Source organism: Pacificoceanicola niger (assembly GCF_048553275.1).
Taxonomy (GTDB): domain Bacteria; phylum Pseudomonadota; class Alphaproteobacteria; order Rhodobacterales; family Rhodobacteraceae; genus Pacificoceanicola.
The window spans coordinates 35055-51511 of sequence record NZ_JBLZMW010000006.1; the positions used below are offsets into that span (position 1 = coordinate 35055).

General features: G+C 62.1%; 19 protein-coding genes. 8 read left to right on the top strand and 11 right to left on the bottom strand.

Translation table 11 applies throughout. The features are described 5' to 3' along the window. Window positions 1-30 precede the first annotated feature (30 nt). From bchZ to dxs, 8 genes are all read left to right on the top strand, one after another. Window positions 31-1503, top strand: coding sequence for a chlorophyllide a reductase subunit Z (gene bchZ / locus ACN2XU_RS09685; RefSeq protein ID WP_419410231.1), 1473 nt, complete (start codon window positions 31-33; stop codon window positions 1501-1503). Between the two features lie 2 nt (window positions 1504-1505). Beyond that, window positions 1506-1730 carry a cytochrome PufQ gene (gene pufQ / locus ACN2XU_RS09690; protein ID WP_419410232.1) on the top strand — a complete coding sequence of 75 codons (225 nt, stop codon included), beginning with the start codon at window positions 1506-1508 and terminating at the stop codon, window positions 1728-1730. A 135-nt stretch (window positions 1731-1865) separates the two neighbouring features. Beyond that, a complete protein-coding gene (gene pufB, locus ACN2XU_RS09695) occupies window positions 1866-2015 on the top strand; it encodes a light-harvesting antenna LH1, beta subunit (RefSeq protein WP_183969609.1) in 150 nt (49 codons plus the stop codon). Window positions 2016-2030: 15 nt separating this feature from the next. Beyond that, the gene (pufA, locus tag ACN2XU_RS09700; protein ID WP_152493186.1) at window positions 2031-2198 is read left to right on the top strand and encodes a light-harvesting antenna LH1, alpha subunit; all 168 of its coding nucleotides are present in this window, start codon (window positions 2031-2033) and stop codon (window positions 2196-2198) included. A gap of 131 nt (window positions 2199-2329) precedes the next feature. Further along, window positions 2330-3169 carry a photosynthetic reaction center subunit L gene (gene pufL, locus ACN2XU_RS09705; RefSeq protein ID WP_419410233.1) on the top strand — a complete coding sequence of 280 codons (840 nt, stop codon included), beginning with the start codon at window positions 2330-2332 and terminating at the stop codon, window positions 3167-3169. A gap of 2 nt (window positions 3170-3171) precedes the next feature. Then, the gene (gene pufM, locus ACN2XU_RS09710) at window positions 3172-4155 is read left to right on the top strand and encodes a photosynthetic reaction center subunit M (protein ID WP_419410234.1); all 984 of its coding nucleotides are present in this window, start codon (window positions 3172-3174) and stop codon (window positions 4153-4155) included. Between the two features lie 5 nt (window positions 4156-4160). Then, a complete protein-coding gene (pufC, locus tag ACN2XU_RS09715; RefSeq protein WP_419410235.1) occupies window positions 4161-5282 on the top strand; it encodes a photosynthetic reaction center cytochrome PufC in 1122 nt (373 codons plus the stop codon). 108 nt (window positions 5283-5390) lie between these two features. After that, window positions 5391-7319: a 1-deoxy-D-xylulose-5-phosphate synthase gene (gene dxs, locus ACN2XU_RS09720; RefSeq protein ID WP_419410236.1), complete on the top strand. Its 1929-nt coding sequence runs from the start codon at window positions 5391-5393 to the stop codon at window positions 7317-7319. 128 nt (window positions 7320-7447) lie between these two features. On the opposite strand, the gene ACN2XU_RS09725 is transcribed toward dxs, so the two are convergent. The 11 genes from ACN2XU_RS09725 to bchL all read right to left on the bottom strand — a co-directional run bounded on the left by ACN2XU_RS09725 (window position 7448) and on the right by bchL (window position 16436). Continuing rightward, window positions 7448-7882, bottom strand: a complete 435-nt coding sequence (locus ACN2XU_RS09725; protein WP_419410237.1) for a c-type cytochrome — start codon at window positions 7880-7882, stop codon at window positions 7448-7450. A gap of 102 nt (window positions 7883-7984) precedes the next feature. Continuing rightward, window positions 7985-9199: a 5-aminolevulinate synthase gene (gene hemA / locus ACN2XU_RS09730; protein ID WP_419410238.1), complete on the bottom strand. Its 1215-nt coding sequence runs from the start codon at window positions 9197-9199 to the stop codon at window positions 7985-7987. Next, on the bottom strand, window positions 9189-10001 hold the full coding sequence (gene puhE / locus ACN2XU_RS09735) for a putative photosynthetic complex assembly protein PuhE (RefSeq protein WP_419410239.1): 813 nt from the start codon (window positions 9999-10001) through the stop codon (window positions 9189-9191). Before puhE ends, hemA begins: the two co-directional genes overlap by 11 nt. A 43-nt stretch (window positions 10002-10044) precedes the next feature. Continuing rightward, a complete protein-coding gene (gene acsF, locus ACN2XU_RS09740) occupies window positions 10045-11172 on the bottom strand; it encodes a magnesium-protoporphyrin IX monomethyl ester (oxidative) cyclase (RefSeq protein ID WP_419410240.1) in 1128 nt (375 codons plus the stop codon). Then, window positions 11169-11465 (bottom strand): O2-dependent cyclase accessory protein, encoded by a 297-nt coding sequence (locus tag ACN2XU_RS09745; RefSeq protein WP_419410241.1) that lies wholly within the window; start codon window positions 11463-11465, stop codon window positions 11169-11171. The genes acsF and ACN2XU_RS09745 overlap by 4 nt, the downstream gene beginning before the upstream one ends. 15 nt (window positions 11466-11480) lie before the next feature. After that, window positions 11481-11942: a photosynthetic complex assembly protein PuhC gene (gene puhC, locus ACN2XU_RS09750; protein ID WP_419410242.1), complete on the bottom strand. Its 462-nt coding sequence runs from the start codon at window positions 11940-11942 to the stop codon at window positions 11481-11483. A gap of 15 nt (window positions 11943-11957) precedes the next feature. Next, a complete protein-coding gene (gene puhB, locus ACN2XU_RS09755; RefSeq protein WP_419410243.1) occupies window positions 11958-12596 on the bottom strand; it encodes a photosynthetic complex putative assembly protein PuhB in 639 nt (212 codons plus the stop codon). A gap of 32 nt (window positions 12597-12628) precedes the next feature. Continuing rightward, window positions 12629-13396, bottom strand: coding sequence for a photosynthetic reaction center subunit H (gene puhA, locus ACN2XU_RS09760; RefSeq protein WP_419410244.1), 768 nt, complete (start codon window positions 13394-13396; stop codon window positions 12629-12631). 30 nt (window positions 13397-13426) lie between these two features. Continuing rightward, window positions 13427-14863 carry a PucC family protein gene (locus tag ACN2XU_RS09765; RefSeq protein WP_419410245.1) on the bottom strand — a complete coding sequence of 479 codons (1437 nt, stop codon included), beginning with the start codon at window positions 14861-14863 and terminating at the stop codon, window positions 13427-13429. Next, complete coding sequence (gene bchM / locus ACN2XU_RS09770) at window positions 14860-15540, bottom strand: magnesium protoporphyrin IX methyltransferase (RefSeq protein ID WP_419410246.1); 681 nt, start codon at window positions 15538-15540, stop codon at window positions 14860-14862. The genes ACN2XU_RS09765 and bchM overlap by 4 nt, the downstream gene beginning before the upstream one ends. Continuing rightward, the gene (gene bchL / locus ACN2XU_RS09775; RefSeq protein ID WP_419410247.1) at window positions 15540-16436 is read right to left on the bottom strand and encodes a ferredoxin:protochlorophyllide reductase (ATP-dependent) iron-sulfur ATP-binding protein; all 897 of its coding nucleotides are present in this window, start codon (window positions 16434-16436) and stop codon (window positions 15540-15542) included. The genes bchM and bchL overlap by 1 nt, the downstream gene beginning before the upstream one ends. Window positions 16437-16457 lie beyond the last annotated feature (21 nt).

Genomic DNA, 16457 nt, shown 5'->3' on the forward strand with positions numbered 1-16457 from the left:
CAACCACCCTTTGAGCGGGGGGTTTGCGTCATGCTGATCCAGGACCACGACCGCGCGGGCGGCTACTGGGGTGCGGTCTACGCGTTTTGCGCCGTAAAAGGCCTGCAGGTGGTGATCGACGGCCCGGTGGGTTGCGAGAACCTGCCGGTGACCTCGGTCCTGCATTACACCGATGCCCTGCCGCCGCATGAGTTGCCCATCGTCGTGACCGGCCTTGGCGAAGAGGAGCTGGGCCGCGAGGGCACCGAGGGTGCGATGAAGCGCGCCTGGGGCACGCTGGACCCGGCGCTTCCTGCGGTCGTGGTGACCGGCTCGATCGCCGAGATGATCGGCGGCGGCGTCACGCCCATGGGCACGAACATTCAGCGCTTCCTGCCGCGCACGATCGACGAAGATCAATGGGAAGCGGCCGACCGCGCCATGACCTGGCTCTTTACCGAGTTCGGCATGACCAAGGGCCGGATGCCAAAGGAAAAGGCTCGCGAAGAGGGCGCCAGGCCGCGCGTCAATATCCTTGGCCCGATGTACGGCACCTTCAACATGCCTTCCGATCTGGCCGAGATCCGGCGTCTGGTCGAAGGCATGGGCGCAGAGGTCAACATGGTGCTGCCGCTGGGCGCACACCTGGCCGAAATGCGCGATCTGGTGAACGCCGATGCGAACATCGTGATGTACCGCGAATTTGGCCGGGGTCTGGCCGAGGTGCTTGGCAAGCCGTATCTGCAAGCGCCCATCGGGGTGGAAAGCACGACCTTGTTCCTGCGCAAGCTGGGCGAAATGCTGGATCTCGATCCCGAACCCTTCATCGCGCAGGAGAAGCATTCGACGATCAAACCGGTCTGGGACCTGTGGCGCTCGGTCACGCAGGATTTCTTTGCGACGGCCAGCTTTGCCATCGTCGCGAACGAGACCTACGCCCGCGGCATCCGGAATTACCTTGAGGGCGATTTGGGCCTGCCGTGCGCCTTTGCGGTTGCGCGCTGCGCCGGCAAAAAGACGAATAACGTCGAGGTGCGCACCCGGATTGCGCAGGACCGCCCGCTGGTGGTGCTCGGCTCGATCAATGAAAAGATGTACCTGGCGGAACTCAAGGGCGGGCATGGCCCCAGCCCGGCGTTCATCCCGGCCAGCTTTCCGGGCGCCGCTATCCGGCGCGCAACCGGAACGCCGATGATGGGGTACGCTGGGGCGACCTACCTGCTGCAGGAAGTGTGCAACGGCCTCTTCGATGCGCTGTTCCACATTCTGCCCTTGGCCAGCGACATGGACGCCGTCGATGCGACACCCACGCCCCTGCGCCGCAACGTGCCCTGGGATGCGGACGCGCAAGCTGCGCTCGACCGCTTGGTCGCCAGCCACCCGATCCTGACCCGCATTTCCGCCGCAAAATCCCTGCGTGATGCCGCCGAAGAGGCCGCCCTGCGCGCCGGAGCCGAGCGCGTCGTTCTGGAAACCGTTCAAGGGCTGTCGCCCAATACAAGCTTTTCTCGAGAGGAGGATTGATCATGACTGATGTCACATCCCACACGCCCAGCCGCCATGCCGCGCGGCGCAGCCGGGACACCGAATACACGGTCTACTTCATTTTCATTTTCCTGACCGCCTTGCCCTTCGCCTGCCTCAGCTGGCTGCGCGATGCGATCCTTGGCAGATCCGGCCCGCTGCCCGGTCCCCTGACACGGGCCCGCAAAGAAGCCGACCGGATCACCCCTTTGATATTCTCGGCCTGAGCCACCCGGCACAGGACCCGAGACACGAGCTGCCTGCCCAACGCTGGGCGGACAGAGACCTGAGGGACCGTGAAGGCCCCACAGGACCCGGCCGCGGGGATCGCGGCGTCAGCGTAGCGTTCCGGAGGAAAGTTAATGGCTGATAATACCGACCTGTCCTTCACAGGTCTCACAGACGAACAGGCCCAAGAGCTGCATTCGGTCTACATGAGTGGTTTATACCTCTTCACGATCGTCGCAGTGGTTGCCCACCTGGCAACCTATATCTGGGCTCCTTGGTTTTAAGGAAGGGATATGGACGTGTCAAAATTCTACAAGATTTGGCTGATCTTTGATCCTCGCCGCGTATTCGTCGCGCAGGGCGTTTTCCTGTTCCTGTTGGCCGTCATGATCCACCTGGTGGTTCTGTCGAATGGCGTCAACTGGTTCGAAAATGCCGCAGCGTCGCGCGCAGCGGCTTCTGAGTGACCAAGAGGGCCAAGGCCCGATTAAACATCGCTGCGGGCAGGCCGGCCTGCCCGCGGCAAACCGTTTCACCAAACACGACGACGACGGCTTGAAGTCTGAACGGGACGAGCCGCCAAACGCGGAGAACAACGATGGCGTTGCTTAGCTTTGAAAGAAAGTATCGCGTCCGCGGAGGGACGCTGATCGGCGGCGAACTGTTCGATTTCTGGGTCGGTCCATTCTACGTGGGCTTTTTCGGGGTCACGACAGCTTTTTTTGCCTTGCTCGGAACCATTCTGATTTTTTGGGGGGCGGCCCATCAGGGCACGTTCAACCCATGGCTTATCAATATTGCTCCACCTGACCTGTCTTATGGGTTGGGGGCTGCTCCGCTGATGGAAGGCGGCCTGTGGCAAGTCATCACGATCTGCGCGATCGGCGCATTCTGCAGCTGGGCGCTGCGAGAGGTCGAAATCTGCCGCAAACTGGGGATGGGCTATCATGTGCCTTTTGCCTTCGCCTTTGCGATCCTGGCCTATGTCACCCTCGTGGTATTTCGGCCGGTGCTGATGGGGGCTTGGGGCCATGGATTTCCCTACGGTATCTTCAGCCACCTCGATTGGGTGAGCAACACCGGCTACGCCTACCTGCACTTCCACTACAACCCTGCGCATATGCTGGCTGTGACGCTGTTCTTCACGACCACGCTGGCGCTCGCATTGCACGGTGGTCTGATCCTCTCGGCGGCAAACCCCGAGAAGGGCGAAGAGATGAAGACGCCCGATCACGAGGACACCTTCTTTCGCGACTTCGTCGGCTATTCCATCGGCACACTGGGCATCCACCGCGTCGGGTTCCTGCTGGCGATCAACGCGGTTTTCTTCAGCGCTGTCTGCATCATTATCAGCGGCCCGGTCTGGACCAAGGGCTGGCCCGAGTGGTGGAACTGGTGGCTTGAATTGCCGATCTGGCCGTCTCAGGTGGGGATGTAACAATGATTGAATATCAGAATATTTTCACGCAAGTGCAGGTCGAAGGTCCCGCCGAATGGGGCATGGACAACGAAAACAACATGGCCCAAGAGCGGATGATCAAACCGTTCTTCAGCCGCCTGATGGGTCTGATCGGCAATGCGCAGATCGGCCCGATCTTCCTGGGCTGGACCGGCATGGTCAGCCTGGCCACGGGCATCCTGTTTCTGAACATCGTCGGTTTGAATATGCTGGCGCAGGTCAATTACTCGATCCCCGAATTCCTGCGGCAGGGGTTCTGGCTCGCGCTTGAGCCGCCCAGCCCCGGCTACGGACTGCAGATCCCGCCGCTCGATGACGGGGGTTGGTACATCATCGCCAGCTTCATGTTGCTGGTCAGTGTCTGCACATGGTGGCTGCGCAGCTATCTGCTCGCCGAGCAGCACAAGATGGGCAAGCATGTGGCCTGGGCCTTTGCCAGTGCCATCTGGTTGTTCCTCGTGCTGGGTCTGTTCCGTCCGATCCTGATGGGATCATGGAGCGAGGCGGTGCCCTACGGTATCTTCCCGCACCTTGACTGGACCACGGCCTTTTCGATCCGCTACGGGAACCTCTACTACAATCCGTTCCACTGTCTCTCGATCGTCTTCCTCTACGGCTCTGTCCTGCTGTTTGCCATGCACGGCGCAACCATTCTGGCGGTCAGCCGCTTTGGTGGCGACCGCGAGCTGGAGCAGATCGTCGACCGGGGCACCGCCTCGGAACGGGCGGCGCTGTTCTGGCGCTGGACCATGGGCTTCAACGCCACGATGGAAGGGATTCACCGCTGGGCCTGGTGGTTCGCCGTGCTCTGCCCGATCACCGGCGGGATCGGCATCCTGCTGACCGGGACGGTCGTCGACAACTGGTTCATCTGGGCACAGGAGCACAACTTCGCGCCGATGTATGACGGCAGCTACGGCTATGAGGCCTTCGGGTCTTACGAAGCCTTCATCGGAAAGGAGTGAGACCCATGTTTCCCAAGTGGTTTGACAAATGGAATCGCGACAATCCGGTGAACGTCGAATGGCCTGCCGTGGTCGTCGGGACCATCGGAACGGCGGTGATCGCGGTGGTGGCTCTGGTGGTGTTGGGGCAACCCTTTGCCACGGACAGTCTGCAAACAGGACCGCGCGGCACCGGCATGTCGGTGCCCGAGTTCAAATCGGATCTGGCCACGCCCGATCCGACCATCGCTCTGATGATCGAGGACGGCCCCTATGTCCCCGAAGCGGGCGAAGACCTCGCCAAGGATCTCTACCAGAACGTGCAGGTACTCGGAGAGCTGACGGATGCCAACTTCAACCGGCTGATGGCGGCCATGACCCGCTGGGTCGCGCCCGAAGCCGGATGCGCTTATTGCCACGGCGATGGCGATCTGGAGACTTATGGCGAGGACACCCTGTATACCAAGGTCGTCGCCCGCCGGATGATCCAGATGACCCAGAACATCAACGAAAACTGGGACGGCCACGTGAACGCGAACAAGACGGTGGGCGTGACCTGTTTCACCTGCCATCGCGGCGAGAATGTGCCGAGCGACATCTGGTTCCTGATGGGCGAGGTCAATAAATCCGCATCGGGTTGGGCGGCCACGCAGAACCGGGTGACGCCGCTGACGCAATACACCTCGCTGCCGACGGATGCGCTCGAAGCCTACCTGCTGGAGGGCGAGATTATCGGCGTGCACGATCTGGACAGCCGCGTTCCGGGCATTCCGGGCAAGGACGACTACCCGGGTATTCAAAACGCCGAGCGGACCTTTGCGCTGATGAACTATGTGTCAAACTCGCTTGGGGTGAATTGTACCTTCTGCCACAACACGCGGGCCTTTTATGACGGCAGTCAGGTCACCCCGCAGTGGTCGACGGAATCGCTGGGCATCCAGATGGTGCTTGAGCTGAACAATGACTACCTGGTTCCGCTCAAGGATACCTATCCCGAGGCCCGGCTTGGCCATGTCATGGGCGATGCGCCCAAAGCGGCCTGCAAGACCTGCCACAAGGGCTATCAGCAGCCCTTGCAAGGCGCCAACGTCATCAACGACTGGCCGGAACTGGCCACGACGTCGGGAACGCCGGACTACGGTCAATAACCCCCTGGCAGGCGGCGTCTCGGACACGCCGCCTGCCCCAAATCGCGCCGTTCGCGCCCCGCACTGCGCGGGCGACGCCATATCCACCCCGCGGGAGGAGAGCGCGCGATGACACATGAGATTTCAAACACACCGTTACTCGACCGGATCGCCGGACCATCGGACCTGCGCCAGATGCCGGATGAGAAGCTGGCGAAACTGGCCGATGAAGTCCGTGCCGAAGTGATCGCCGCCGTGTCCCGAACCGGGGGCCATCTTGGGTCGTCGTTGGGTGTGGTCGAACTGGCCGTGGCGATCCACGCAGTGTTCAACACGCCGATGGACAAACTCGTCTGGGACGTGGGTCATCAGTGCTATCCTCACAAGATCCTGACCGGACGCCGCGACCGGATGCACACCCTGCGCCAGAAGGACGGGCTGTCCGGATTTACCAAGCGCAGCGAAAGCGACCATGACCCCTTTGGCGCGGCGCATAGCTCGACCTCGATCAGCGCGGCGCTGGGGTTTGCGGTGGCGCGTGATATGGGGCGGCCCACGGGGGACGCCATTGCGGTGATTGGCGATGGGTCGATCAGCGCCGGCATGGCCTATGAGGCGCTGAACAATGCCGGGGCCGAAGGGCGGCGGCTCTTCGTGATCCTCAATGACAATGAAATGAGCATTGCGCCGCCCGTGGGCGCCATGTCCTCCTACCTGAGCCGGATGTACACCGCCGAGCCGATGGCGCGGATGAAGGCACTTGCCGAAGGGTTCGAGGCCGCGATGCCTGAACCGATGCGCGTGGGGGCCAAGCGGGCGCGCCAGTTGGTGACTGGGCTGACCGCCAGCGGCACGCTGTTCGAGGAATTGGGCTTTGACTATGTCGGGCCAATCAACGGCCACGACATGGACCAACTGCTGCCAGTGCTGCGCGCCGCCCGGTCCCGCGCCACGGGGCCGGTGCTGATCCATTGCTGTACCGTGAAGGGCAAGGGCTATGCCCCTGCCGAGGCCAGCGCGGATCGTGGGCATGGCGTATCGAAATTCGACCCGGCGACCGGGGCACAGGCGAAATCCAAACCGGGTGCGCCGAGCTATACCAGTGTTTTCGGCAAGGCCCTGTTGGCCGAAGCTGCCCGCGATGAACGCGTTGTGGCGGTGACTGCCGCCATGCCGTCCGGCACCGGGGTCAACCTGATGGCCGAGCGGTTTCCGGGGCGCGTCTTTGATGTCGGGATTGCTGAGCAGCATGCCGTAACCTTTGCCGCCGGGATGGCAGCCAGCGGGCTGCGGCCGTTCTGTGCGATCTACTCAACTTTCCTGCAAAGGGGTTACGATCAGGTCGTACATGACGTGGCACTGCAACGCCTGCCGGTGCGCTTTGCGATTGATCGCGCCGGGCTGGTCGGCGCCGATGGTCCGACCCATGCCGGGGCCTATGACATCGCCTATTTGAGCAACCTGCCGGGCTTTACCGTGATGGCCGCCTCTGACGAGGCCGAGCTGACCCATATGGTTGCCACCGCCGCAGCCTATGACCATGGCCCGATCGCCTTCCGCTATCCACGCGGTGCGGGCACCGGTGTCGACTTGCCCGAACGGGGCCGCCCGCTTGAGATCGGCAAGGGCCGGATCCTCGAAGAGGGAGAAGATGTGGCGATCCTGTCTTATGGTGCGCACCTGCAGGAATGTCGCGCGGCGGCAGACATCCTGCGCGAGGCGGGACTTACGGTGACGCTGGCGGATGCGCGGTTTGCCAAGCCGCTGGACAGTGATCTGGTCTTGCAACTGGCCTTGGGGCACCGTGTGTTGTTGACCGTCGAACAGGGCGTCGAAGGCGGCTTTGGCTCGATTGTCATGCATGCCCTGGCGCGGATGGGCGCTTTTGACCGGGGGCTGGCGATCCGCAATGTCTGCCTGCCGGATCGCTTCATCGATCATGGCTCTCCGTCGGAGATGTATGCCGATGCGGGCATGACGGCTCTGGATATCGCGCAAACGGCGAAAGCCGCGATAGGGGCCAGGGGCAAGGTGGTTCCTCTGAGCGTCGCGGGCTAGGACGGTTCGGCCCATCGGCATTGTGCTGTGGGCCGGAGATTCCTGAGGGCCGGAATGGCTTGACGGTAAATGAAGAAGCCCGCGTCCGGAATGCCGGGCGCGGGCTTTTTTATCAGGAATGAAGTGTGTTACTCGCTGCCGACCGAGACCAAATAGGCCCAGACGTTGATGGCGTCCTCTTCCTTGCGCACGCGGTATGTCATCTTTCCGCGGGCTGAGCTGTCGTCCAGATACTCCCTCAGGAAGCCGGTTGCGTCCTGGACGTAGGGCACAAAGTGCTCTTCGTCCCAGGCCAGACCGGCCTCACCGGCGGCAACCATGGCATCAGAGTAGCGGAAGTCGTCGACGCTGCCGGCTGTGCGGCCCGCTACGCCATAAAGGTTCGGACCGACCTGCCCGCCCTTCTGGATGTCATTGCCATCGGCGTCCTGAATCATGTGACAGGATCTGCACTGGCGAAAAACCTTTTCTCCCTCGGCGGGATCGCCGCTTGCGTGGCTTTCCGCAAAAGCGGCGGTACTGGAACTAATCAACGCAACCATCGCAACTACATTTTTATTCATGAGATCTCTCCCTTTTTGTTTGAACACACTCGGTCCGCATTTCGACCTGTTGCTGAATTCGGGCAAGTCAACCTCGGGCGGAAAAAGTTGTGGTGATTCCCGTCAGGCAACAGCATGGGCCAGAGCGCACTGTCGCCAAAGAACCGTCAGCGCCTCGACCAGCCGGTTGATGTCCGCGTCAGTGTGCAGGGGCGAGGGGGTAAAGCGCAGGCGTTCGGTGCCTTTGGGGACCGTAGGATAGTTGATCGGCTGAACATAGATGCCGTAATCGTTCATCAAGATGTCCGCCAGCATCCGGCATTTGACCGGATCCTTGATCATCACAGGGATGATGTGGCTGGGGTTGTCCAGGTGCGGAATGCCGCGCTTGTCGAGCATGTCGCGCAACCGGGCAACCTGCCTGCGTTGCATCTCGCGTTCGGTCTGCGAGGTCTTGAGATGTGCAATCGAAACCTGGGCTGCCGCCGCGACGGCGGGGGGCAGAGCGGTGGTAAAGATAAAGCCGCTGGCAAAGGAGCGGATGAAATCACAAAGCGCCCTGGATCCGGAAATATAGCCGCCCATGCAGCCATAGGCCTTGCCCAGCGTGCCTTCGATCAGGGTGATGCGATCGGCCAGCCCTTCGCGTTCGCTGATGCCACCGCCGCGCGGACCGTAAAGGCCAACGGCATGAACTTCGTCCAGATAGGTCATCGCGCCGTGCTTTTCGGCGACTTCGACGATCTCGGCCATCGGGCTGATGTCGCCGTCCATGGAATAGACCGATTCAAAGGCGACGATCTTGGGCGCATTGGCCGGCAGGGCGGCAAGTTTGCGATCCAGGTCTTCGGGATCGTTGTGTTTCCAGATCACCTTCTTGGCACGGGAATGGCGGATGCCTTCGATCATCGAGGCGTGATTGAGCGCATCGGAGAGGATCACCGCATCGGGCAGGCGGCTGCCCAGTGTTGAAAGCGCCGCCCAGTTCGAGACATAGCCGGAGGTGAACAGCAGGGCGGCTTCCTTGCCATGCAGATCGGCCAGTTCGGCTTCCAGCCTGACGTGGTGGTGATTGGTCCCCGAGATATTCCGCGTCCCGCCAGCCCCGGCGCCGCATTGGTCGACCGCGTCCTTCATGGCCTGGCGCACCGCTTCGTGCTGACCCATGCCGAGATAGTCGTTCGAACACCAGACCGTGACCTCGTCGGGGGCATCGTGATCATAGCTCTTGGCGATGGGAAAATTCCCGCAGCGGCGTTCAAGTTCGGCGAAGATCCGATAGTTGCCTTCTTCCTTGAGCGCATTGAGCTGCGCATTGAACATGGTATCAAATTCCATGATTTTCCTCCGGGTGTCGTGTCTTGGTCGTTTCTTTGGGCGCGGGCAACATCCAGCGCCAGAGCTTGGCGTCGGGCAGGGGAAGCACCATCAACCAGTGTTCCAGAAGCGCCAACGCGGTGATTGCGGTCAGCAGGGCAAAGCCTGTCGTGTCTTGCAGGGTCTCGGCGGAATAGAGCCGTTCCAGCCAGCAGGCGGTGGCAAAGGTCAGCGCCGTGACCGAGATCGGAAAAACCCAGTTGAGCCGCTGAATGCGGAAATGGCTTGCCAGATGCGCGAGCGCCTTGGGGATGAACTCGGTGTTGATGCGCGGCACCCCGAAGTAGAGGTTCAGCTTGGCCGAGATGCGCGCGAAATAGAGGATCGTGTAGGTCCAGAGCCCGAAAGTGTTTTCCGACCCTTCGCCAAAGAGCCACAGCACGATGAGAAAGCCGGTCAGGACCATTTCGTGATAGGCGACGGTGCCCCAGGCCCGGATGAAACGTTCCCACTCGGGCAGCTCATCAGGGCAGGGATAGAGATTGGGGCCGGTGATGGTTCCGGTCAGGAAAGACAGCTCGATCCAACCCCATATCGCAAGCGCCGCCAGAAAGGCGTAATAGGCGCTGGCGGAAGACGTGGCAGTCAGCGTGTTGTCAAAGGCCCAAATGCCAAGCACCAGAACGGGCAGAGCGGCCAGGGTGGCGCCCAGACGGGCACGGGCGCCCGCGCGTTCGGCATATCGCACAACGATCAGGATCGCCCCGGTGGAAAACCACCACAGGAACAGCGCAGCAAGCGCGGCGATCCAGGGGCTGCTCATGGCTGGCCCCCTTGCACCCTGCGATATGCCGAACCAAGGCCCATCAGTAGGCGGGCTCAAGCCGGGTGCTGGCCGGCACGCGGTGCTTTTTCGCCGGGATCGTATAGAGCGAGACAAAGGCCATCCCCGCCCGCGCCTGTGCCGACAGCCGCTTGGCCAAGGCGCCAAGTCCCTTGGCATGCCGCGCTTGATCGAGATCGGCATTGGCCTTTTGCAGGCGTTTGAGACCGGCCGCCCAACGCGGGTGGTCGATGTCCAGCGTGATCGGGAAGATCTGCTTGGTCAGCGCGCTTGTCTTGACGAAAACCTCATGGCCGTACCAATCGGGATCGACGCCAAGCGCCTTGTGGAACACCGGGCGCTGATGATCACGCACATGCATCGTGGCATAGACCGCCGTGAGGAAGAACTTGATCCACAGTACATTTTTGCCAGAGGTCAGCTTGGGGTCCGTCTTCATCAGCAGAGCGAAGGCCTCTCCATGGCTGAACTCGTCGTTGCACCATTCCTCGAACCACTTGAAGATCGGGTGGAAGCGATGTTCGGGGTGCGCCTGCAGGTGGCGGAAGATCGTGATATAGCGCGCATAGCCGATCTTTTCTGACAGGTAGGTGGCGTAATAGATGAACTTGGGCCGGAAATACGTGTACTTCTTGGACTGCGTCAGAAACCCGAGGTTCACCGCAACGCCCGCCTCGCGCAGGGCATCGTTGATGAAACCGGCGTGCCGCGCCTCATCCCGCGCCATCAGCTGGAACAGCTGGGTGATGTCCTTGTTCGCGCCGCGCCGTTTCATTTCCTTGTACAGAACGCAGCCGGAAAACTCCGCTGTGCAGGAGGAGATCAGAAAGTCGATGAATTCCTTGCGCAGGGCCGGGTCCATCCCCTCCCAATCAACGTGATCCCAGTCTTCGTTCTTCTTGAAGTGGCCCTTGTTGGGGTCGCTGACCATTTGCGCGATCAGCTTGTCCCAGTCCTCGCGGACCGATGAGACGTCGATCGCGTCCAGCTCGTCGAAATCCGTGGTATAGAAGCGCGGTGTCAGCAGGGTGTTCTGCATGGCGACGTCGGTGGCTGCCTTGCTGTCAAACGCGGCCTGCGCTTCCTGAATGGCGAGGCTTTCTTCCACGCTTGTGGCATCGGCGGTGTGTTTTGCGGTTTGCATGTTCATAGCGTCACCTCTTCCGAAAAGGAGAACTCGCACAGCTCCATGACTTCGAAGTCCCCGGTCATCCGGGTCCAGAGTCGTTCGAGAGAAGAGGCGCGCACGATGGTCGCCTCGCGGTCTTCGCGGACCACTTCGCCATAGGGCGCCATGATCTGTGGTCCGTGAACCTTGACCTCGTCGCCCGGATAGACCGTGGCACCGTTGTTGAACCGCACATGCGCGTGCAGGCTCTCAAAGCAATGTGACACCTCGACGGTGCACGGGGCGCGTTCGATTTCCTTGGTAAGCCATCCCATTTATTGGCTCCTCTCCTATTGTGCCAAAAGCCGCGCGAAGGCCTTGGCGTTATCCGCACCGAATCCCATTAAATCGGCGCGCCAGCCTGTGCTGGGGTCGTGAATTTCCATGCGTCCTGTGTCCTTTTGCAAAAGCACGACCGGGGCGTCAGGCGCGACGCCGGTCTTCTTTCTTTCGTGCAGCAGGACCCGGTAGACACCGGAAATGAAACCGCCCTGTTCGGGCGTGAGGTCTGCGATCAGGGTGCCGTCAGGCGCATGCACCTGGGCAGCGCCGGACATGTCGCCGGACAGTACCATTTCGCGTTCGATGACCACCGCGCCCTCGGGCAGGGTGGCGACAAGCGGTTGCCCGGTCAGCCGTGCGAGTGTGACCACCGCCAGTACAGTCAGCACCAGAACCAACATGGCGCGCACCATGCGCCGGGGCACGAGGTCTCGGTCATAGGGCTGGGCGTGGGTGTCGATCTGGGTCATGAACCGGGTCTTCCTTTATTCCGCCGCAACGGCGGCTGTGGCGGGCAGGGGCTGCCGCGCGACCTTGGGGGTGCTGATCTGCGCCTCGGCGGCCTCGGCCAGCAAATGCGCGATCTTTTCGGCGTTGGGGATGCAGCGCAGGGCGGGTTGCGTGCGCTGCATCTTCCACGGGCGCACATGCGGCCAGCACACCAGATAAGACAGGCGTGTGTCGCCCAGCAAGTCCAGCGCGATCGTCCCGGTGCCGTTGCGGCGCAGCGCCAGATCGGCGCGGGAAATCTGCGAGAAGGGCAGGTTCAACGTCACGGTCAGGGCCGCGCCGATGCGCATGGCCACGCGGCGATTGGTGATCGTGTAGACCGTTGCCCGCGCCTGAATGAAACCGACCAGCATCAGCAGCGCCGCGGCAATCCCGCCGAGTACGACAAACGGAAAGGACGCCGCAAAGGCCGAGGCAAGACTGACCTGATCGATGAGCGTGCCGAACCGCCACAGCGCCAGCGCCAGGAAGTAGAGCGCCACCCACTTGAGGTTCAGCGAGTCCATCGTCAGCGCCCACCAATCCGGGCGCCCCTGCCAGAGGATTTTCTCGCCCTCTGGCGGGCGCTCGGGCAGGCCCTGGACGGGTTCGAAGGCGAAGTCATCGTGGCTCATCGTGGCGCTCCTTGGTCCGGGTCAAATCGGGATCAGCCCAGCACCGGCGCTTGCCGCGCCTCGCTGGCATAGAGCGTACCGCCCCCGTAATATCCCATGATCTTGTCTTCTTCGAGCAGGGTAACCTGACGCGGCGAGGCATGTTTCGGCACGCCGGGGAAATGCTTGCCAAAAATCAGGCGAACCTTGACGTGGCTTTTCCAGATCCGCGCGACGGTCATCGGGATCAGGCGTTTGCCGCCGCCGTCTTTCAGAGTAACCTCAAGATACCGCACCAGTTGCTCTGGCTCGTCGATCCACATGTCGCTGATCGTGCCGACGATCTCGCCATCGCCTGCCTTGACCGGCAATCCGCGCGGATCACGGCCCGAGGCGACGTGGAAGCCGTCCTTGGCGCTCATCGGGACGATCTTGGGATGGCCATGGCCATCAAGCTCCGGCACATCGCGGCGCGGTGCCCAGGAGGCCGGGCCAACGCCATCCGCCATCGGATCGCCCGTCGGCTCGAACGGAAAGCCATTGCCGGCAGCGGTCTTTTCAAGCGGCAGGTTTGCGCGTTCCGCCTTCTGTCCGGAGGGCACAGTGACGTCGCCGCGGCCATGCGGCAGTTTGAAGGTCTTGTCCGAGGGGACGGGGAACATGCCCTGATTGGCAGATGGCTTCCCATCGTCATCCTCAAGCGGATAGCCCTCGCGCATGTTCTCGCGCTGGATGTAGAAAATCAGCAGCGCAAAGAAGACCCAGAACAGCCAAAGGCTCAGGCTCGCCAGATCGAAATTTCCGAAAAACGGTTCAGTCATGTCACTTTCCTTTCAAAAAGCGCGGCAAAGTCATGTCGGGAAGTCGGCCAGGCCGATACGGGCCGCCTCTCGTTGGGTGGTGGCGGGGCGGACGAAACGCACCAGCGGGCCAAGCGCCGCGAGGGTGAGAAACAGCAGCCCGATCTCGATGTGATAGACAAAGGAATAGCCGGTCGCAGGCGAGTTCAGCGCTTCGCCAAGCTGTCCAGAGAGGGCCATTGACCCGATCCAGTCGCGCAAGCCGCCACCGAGGGCGATGGCCAGGCCCGCCCCGGTCGCCTGCGCCGCGCCCCATGCGCCAAGCGCGAGGCCGTGACCGGCAAGCCCCTTGACCGGCATGGTCATCGCGGCCGTCAGGGTCGACACCGCAAACAGTCCGCCGCCAAACCCGATCAGGGTGGCCCCGGCAAAGAACATCAGCGGCGATCCCATGGGTGCGGAAAACACCACGACGGAAAAGGCAACAATACCGGACAAAAGCCCCATCGCCGCCAGCCGCATGGCATTGCTGCCCTTGGCCAGCATGCGCCCGGCCAGGGTAAAGCCCGCCAGCGCGCCGACCGCCCAGACCGCTGTCAGAAGCGTGGTGGATGACACGGACAACCCGAGGATTTCACCGCCGTAAGGCTCCAGAAGCACGTCCTGCATGTTGAAACCGATTGTGCCGATGAAAACCACGGCCAGAAGCCGCCCGGCCTGACCACCCGCGATCAGATCGTTCCAGGCGTCGCGGAAGCGTGGGCGCGGCGCGGCGCGTTCTTCGGCGCTCATCGGGCGGACCTTTTCCTGCTTCCAAAGCGCGATCATGTTCAGAACGATGCCGACAACCGCGGCACCCTGGACCACGCGCACGAGCGTCAGCGGCGTGAAATCCCGCAACAGCCAGCCGATGACGAGCGACGACAGGCCCATGCCCACCAGAAACATCACGTAGAGCAGGGCGACGACGCGCGGGCGCGTTTCATCGGTTGCACGATCGGTCGCCAATGCCAACCCGGCGGTCTGCGTCATATGCAGCCCGAGGCCGGTCATCAGGAAGGCCAGCGCGGCCAGCACTTCCCCGGCAAAGGGGACATGGTGAACGGTGTCACCCGACAGAACCAAGAGCGCGAAGGGCATGACCGCCAGCCCGCCCATCTGCCAAAGCGAGCCGAACCAGAGATAGGGGATGCGCTTCCAGCCAATTGCGCTGCGGTGCGTGTCCGAGCGGAAACCCAGCAGGGTGCGGAACGGCGCGATCAGCACCGGCAGCGCGATCATCACCGCGACGATGGTCGCGGCAACGGACAGCTCGACGATCATCACGCGGTTCAGCGTGCCAAGCAGCATGACAGAGGCCATGCCCACCGAAACCTGAAACAACGACAGCCGGAAAAGCTGTCCCATGGGCAAGCCTTCGCTGGCCGCATCGGCAAACGGCAACAGCCGCGTTGTCAAAAGCTTGAGGTGGGCGGGGCGCAGGATCATGCGGCAAGCTCCATCGCCTGAGAAATGTAAAACCCGACGTTGATGCGGTTCAGGGGGATCAGACGACCGGGGGCATCGGCCTTGGAATGGGCATGACCGAGCGCATCCGGGGCGTGTGGAACCATGGTCGGGGACCGGTCGGACCGGGGGAAAAACTGGCCCATGCGCCACATCGCCATCAGGAGCGGTGTGCGCGGCGCGACGGTAAAGACCACCTTGCCGGAGGTGCGGCGTCCCAGACCGTCAAGCGCCCGGATCAGATCGCTTTGCGCATAGTAGATCAGGCTGTCCATGGCGATCACATGGTCGAACTGGCCCAGGTCGCGTGACAGCATATCGGCGGACAGAAACTGAACGCGCCCGTGCAAATCCAAAGGCAACCGTTTTTGCGCGATGTCGATCAGGGACGGAGAGATGTCCACCGCAACAATCTGCGCTCCGCGCGCGGCCAAGGCCTCGGTCATCTGACCTGCGCCGCATCCGGCATCCAGAATGCGGGCGCCGCACAGGTCCTTGGGCAGGCGCGAGAGCATATGTGTGCGCATCTCATCCCGTCCGCGCCGGACAGTGGCACGAATCCGGCTGACCGGGGCGTCGCTGGTCAGACGTTCCCAGGTGTGGGTCGCCGTCTTGTCGAAATAGGTTTCAACCCGGCTGCGTGTCTGCTCGTAGCTCATCAATCGAACCCCAGCATTTCAAAGATGTCGCGATCTTCCATCGGGGCGGGCGCCAACGGGTCGGTGCCACGCCACAGCGTTTCGGCCAAACGGATGTATTCGGCGCGACAGGCGACGATGTCCTCTTCGTCGTCCATTTCGAACAGCGTTTTTTTCTTGAGCCGCGAGCGGCGGATGGCGTCGATGTCGGGCATATGCGCGATGCGGTTGAAACCAACGCGCTCGCAGTAGCGATCCACCTCGTTCGTCTCGCGCGAGCGGTTGGCGATACAGCCCGCAAGGCGCACCTTGTAATTGACTGATTTGGCCTGCACGGCGGCAATGATGCGGTTCATCGCATAGATGCTGTCAAAGTCGTTGGCCGTGACGATCACCGCGCGGTCCGCATGCTGCAAGGGCGCCGCAAAACCGCCGCAGACCACATCGCCAAGCACGTCAAAGATCACCACGTCGGTGTCTTCCAGCATGTGGTGCTGCTTGAGCAGTTTGACGGTCTGCCCCACGACATAACCGCCGCAACCGGTGCCGGCGGGCGGACCACCAGCCTCGACGCATTTCACACCGCCCCAGCCCGTGGTCACGAAGTCTTCGGGGCGCAGCTCCTCGGGGTGGAAATCCACCTCCTTGAGGATGTCGATCACCGTGGGTTGCAGGCGTCCGGTGAGGGTAAAGGTGCTGTCATGCTTGGGATCGCAGCCGATCTGCAAAACCCGTTTGCCCATCTTGGCAAATGCGGCTGACAGGTTGGAGCTGGTGGTCGATTTCCCAATCCCGCCCTTGCCGTATACGGAAAAGACCTTGGCCCCTTCGATCTTGGCGGTGGGGTCCTGATGGACCTGAACCGATCCTTCGCCGTCCTGCCCCCGAAGATCGGGGATGTCGTCGCGCGGGCTCATGTGGTCCTCCAATCGGCTTTC

Bases quoted from the DNA above. Each gene is read 5' to 3' on its own strand.
- puhE (WP_419410239.1), bottom strand. From the start codon at position 10,001: ATGAGCAGCCCCTGGATCGCCGCGCTTGCTGCGCTGTTCCTGTGGTGG.
- pufL (WP_419410233.1), top strand. From the start codon at position 2,330: ATGGCGTTGCTTAGCTTTGAAAGAAAGTATCGCGTCCGCGGAGGGACG.
- pufB (WP_183969609.1), top strand. From the start codon at position 1,866: ATGGCTGATAATACCGACCTGTCCTTCACAGGTCTCACAGACGAACAG.
- pufC (WP_419410235.1), top strand. From the start codon at position 4,161: ATGTTTCCCAAGTGGTTTGACAAATGGAATCGCGACAATCCGGTGAAC.
- hemA (WP_419410238.1), bottom strand. From the start codon at position 9,199: ATGGAATTTGATACCATGTTCAATGCGCAGCTCAATGCGCTCAAGGAA.
- pufM (WP_419410234.1), top strand. From the start codon at position 3,172: ATGATTGAATATCAGAATATTTTCACGCAAGTGCAGGTCGAAGGTCCC.
- bchZ (WP_419410231.1), top strand. From the start codon at position 31: ATGCTGATCCAGGACCACGACCGCGCGGGCGGCTACTGGGGTGCGGTC.
- ACN2XU_RS09725 (WP_419410237.1), bottom strand. From the start codon at position 7,882: ATGAATAAAAATGTAGTTGCGATGGTTGCGTTGATTAGTTCCAGTACC.
- dxs (WP_419410236.1), top strand. From the start codon at position 5,391: ATGACACATGAGATTTCAAACACACCGTTACTCGACCGGATCGCCGGA.
- puhB (WP_419410243.1), bottom strand. From the start codon at position 12,596: ATGAGCCACGATGACTTCGCCTTCGAACCCGTCCAGGGCCTGCCCGAG.
- acsF (WP_419410240.1), bottom strand. From the start codon at position 11,172: ATGAACATGCAAACCGCAAAACACACCGCCGATGCCACAAGCGTGGAA.
- ACN2XU_RS09745 (WP_419410241.1), bottom strand. From the start codon at position 11,465: ATGGGATGGCTTACCAAGGAAATCGAACGCGCCCCGTGCACCGTCGAG.
- puhC (WP_419410242.1), bottom strand. From the start codon at position 11,942: ATGACCCAGATCGACACCCACGCCCAGCCCTATGACCGAGACCTCGTG.
- bchL (WP_419410247.1), bottom strand. From the start codon at position 16,436: ATGAGCCCGCGCGACGACATCCCCGATCTTCGGGGGCAGGACGGCGAA.
- bchM (WP_419410246.1), bottom strand. From the start codon at position 15,540: ATGAGCTACGAGCAGACACGCAGCCGGGTTGAAACCTATTTCGACAAG.
- ACN2XU_RS09765 (WP_419410245.1), bottom strand. From the start codon at position 14,863: ATGATCCTGCGCCCCGCCCACCTCAAGCTTTTGACAACGCGGCTGTTG.
- puhA (WP_419410244.1), bottom strand. From the start codon at position 13,396: ATGACTGAACCGTTTTTCGGAAATTTCGATCTGGCGAGCCTGAGCCTT.
- pufQ (WP_419410232.1), top strand. From the start codon at position 1,506: ATGACTGATGTCACATCCCACACGCCCAGCCGCCATGCCGCGCGGCGC.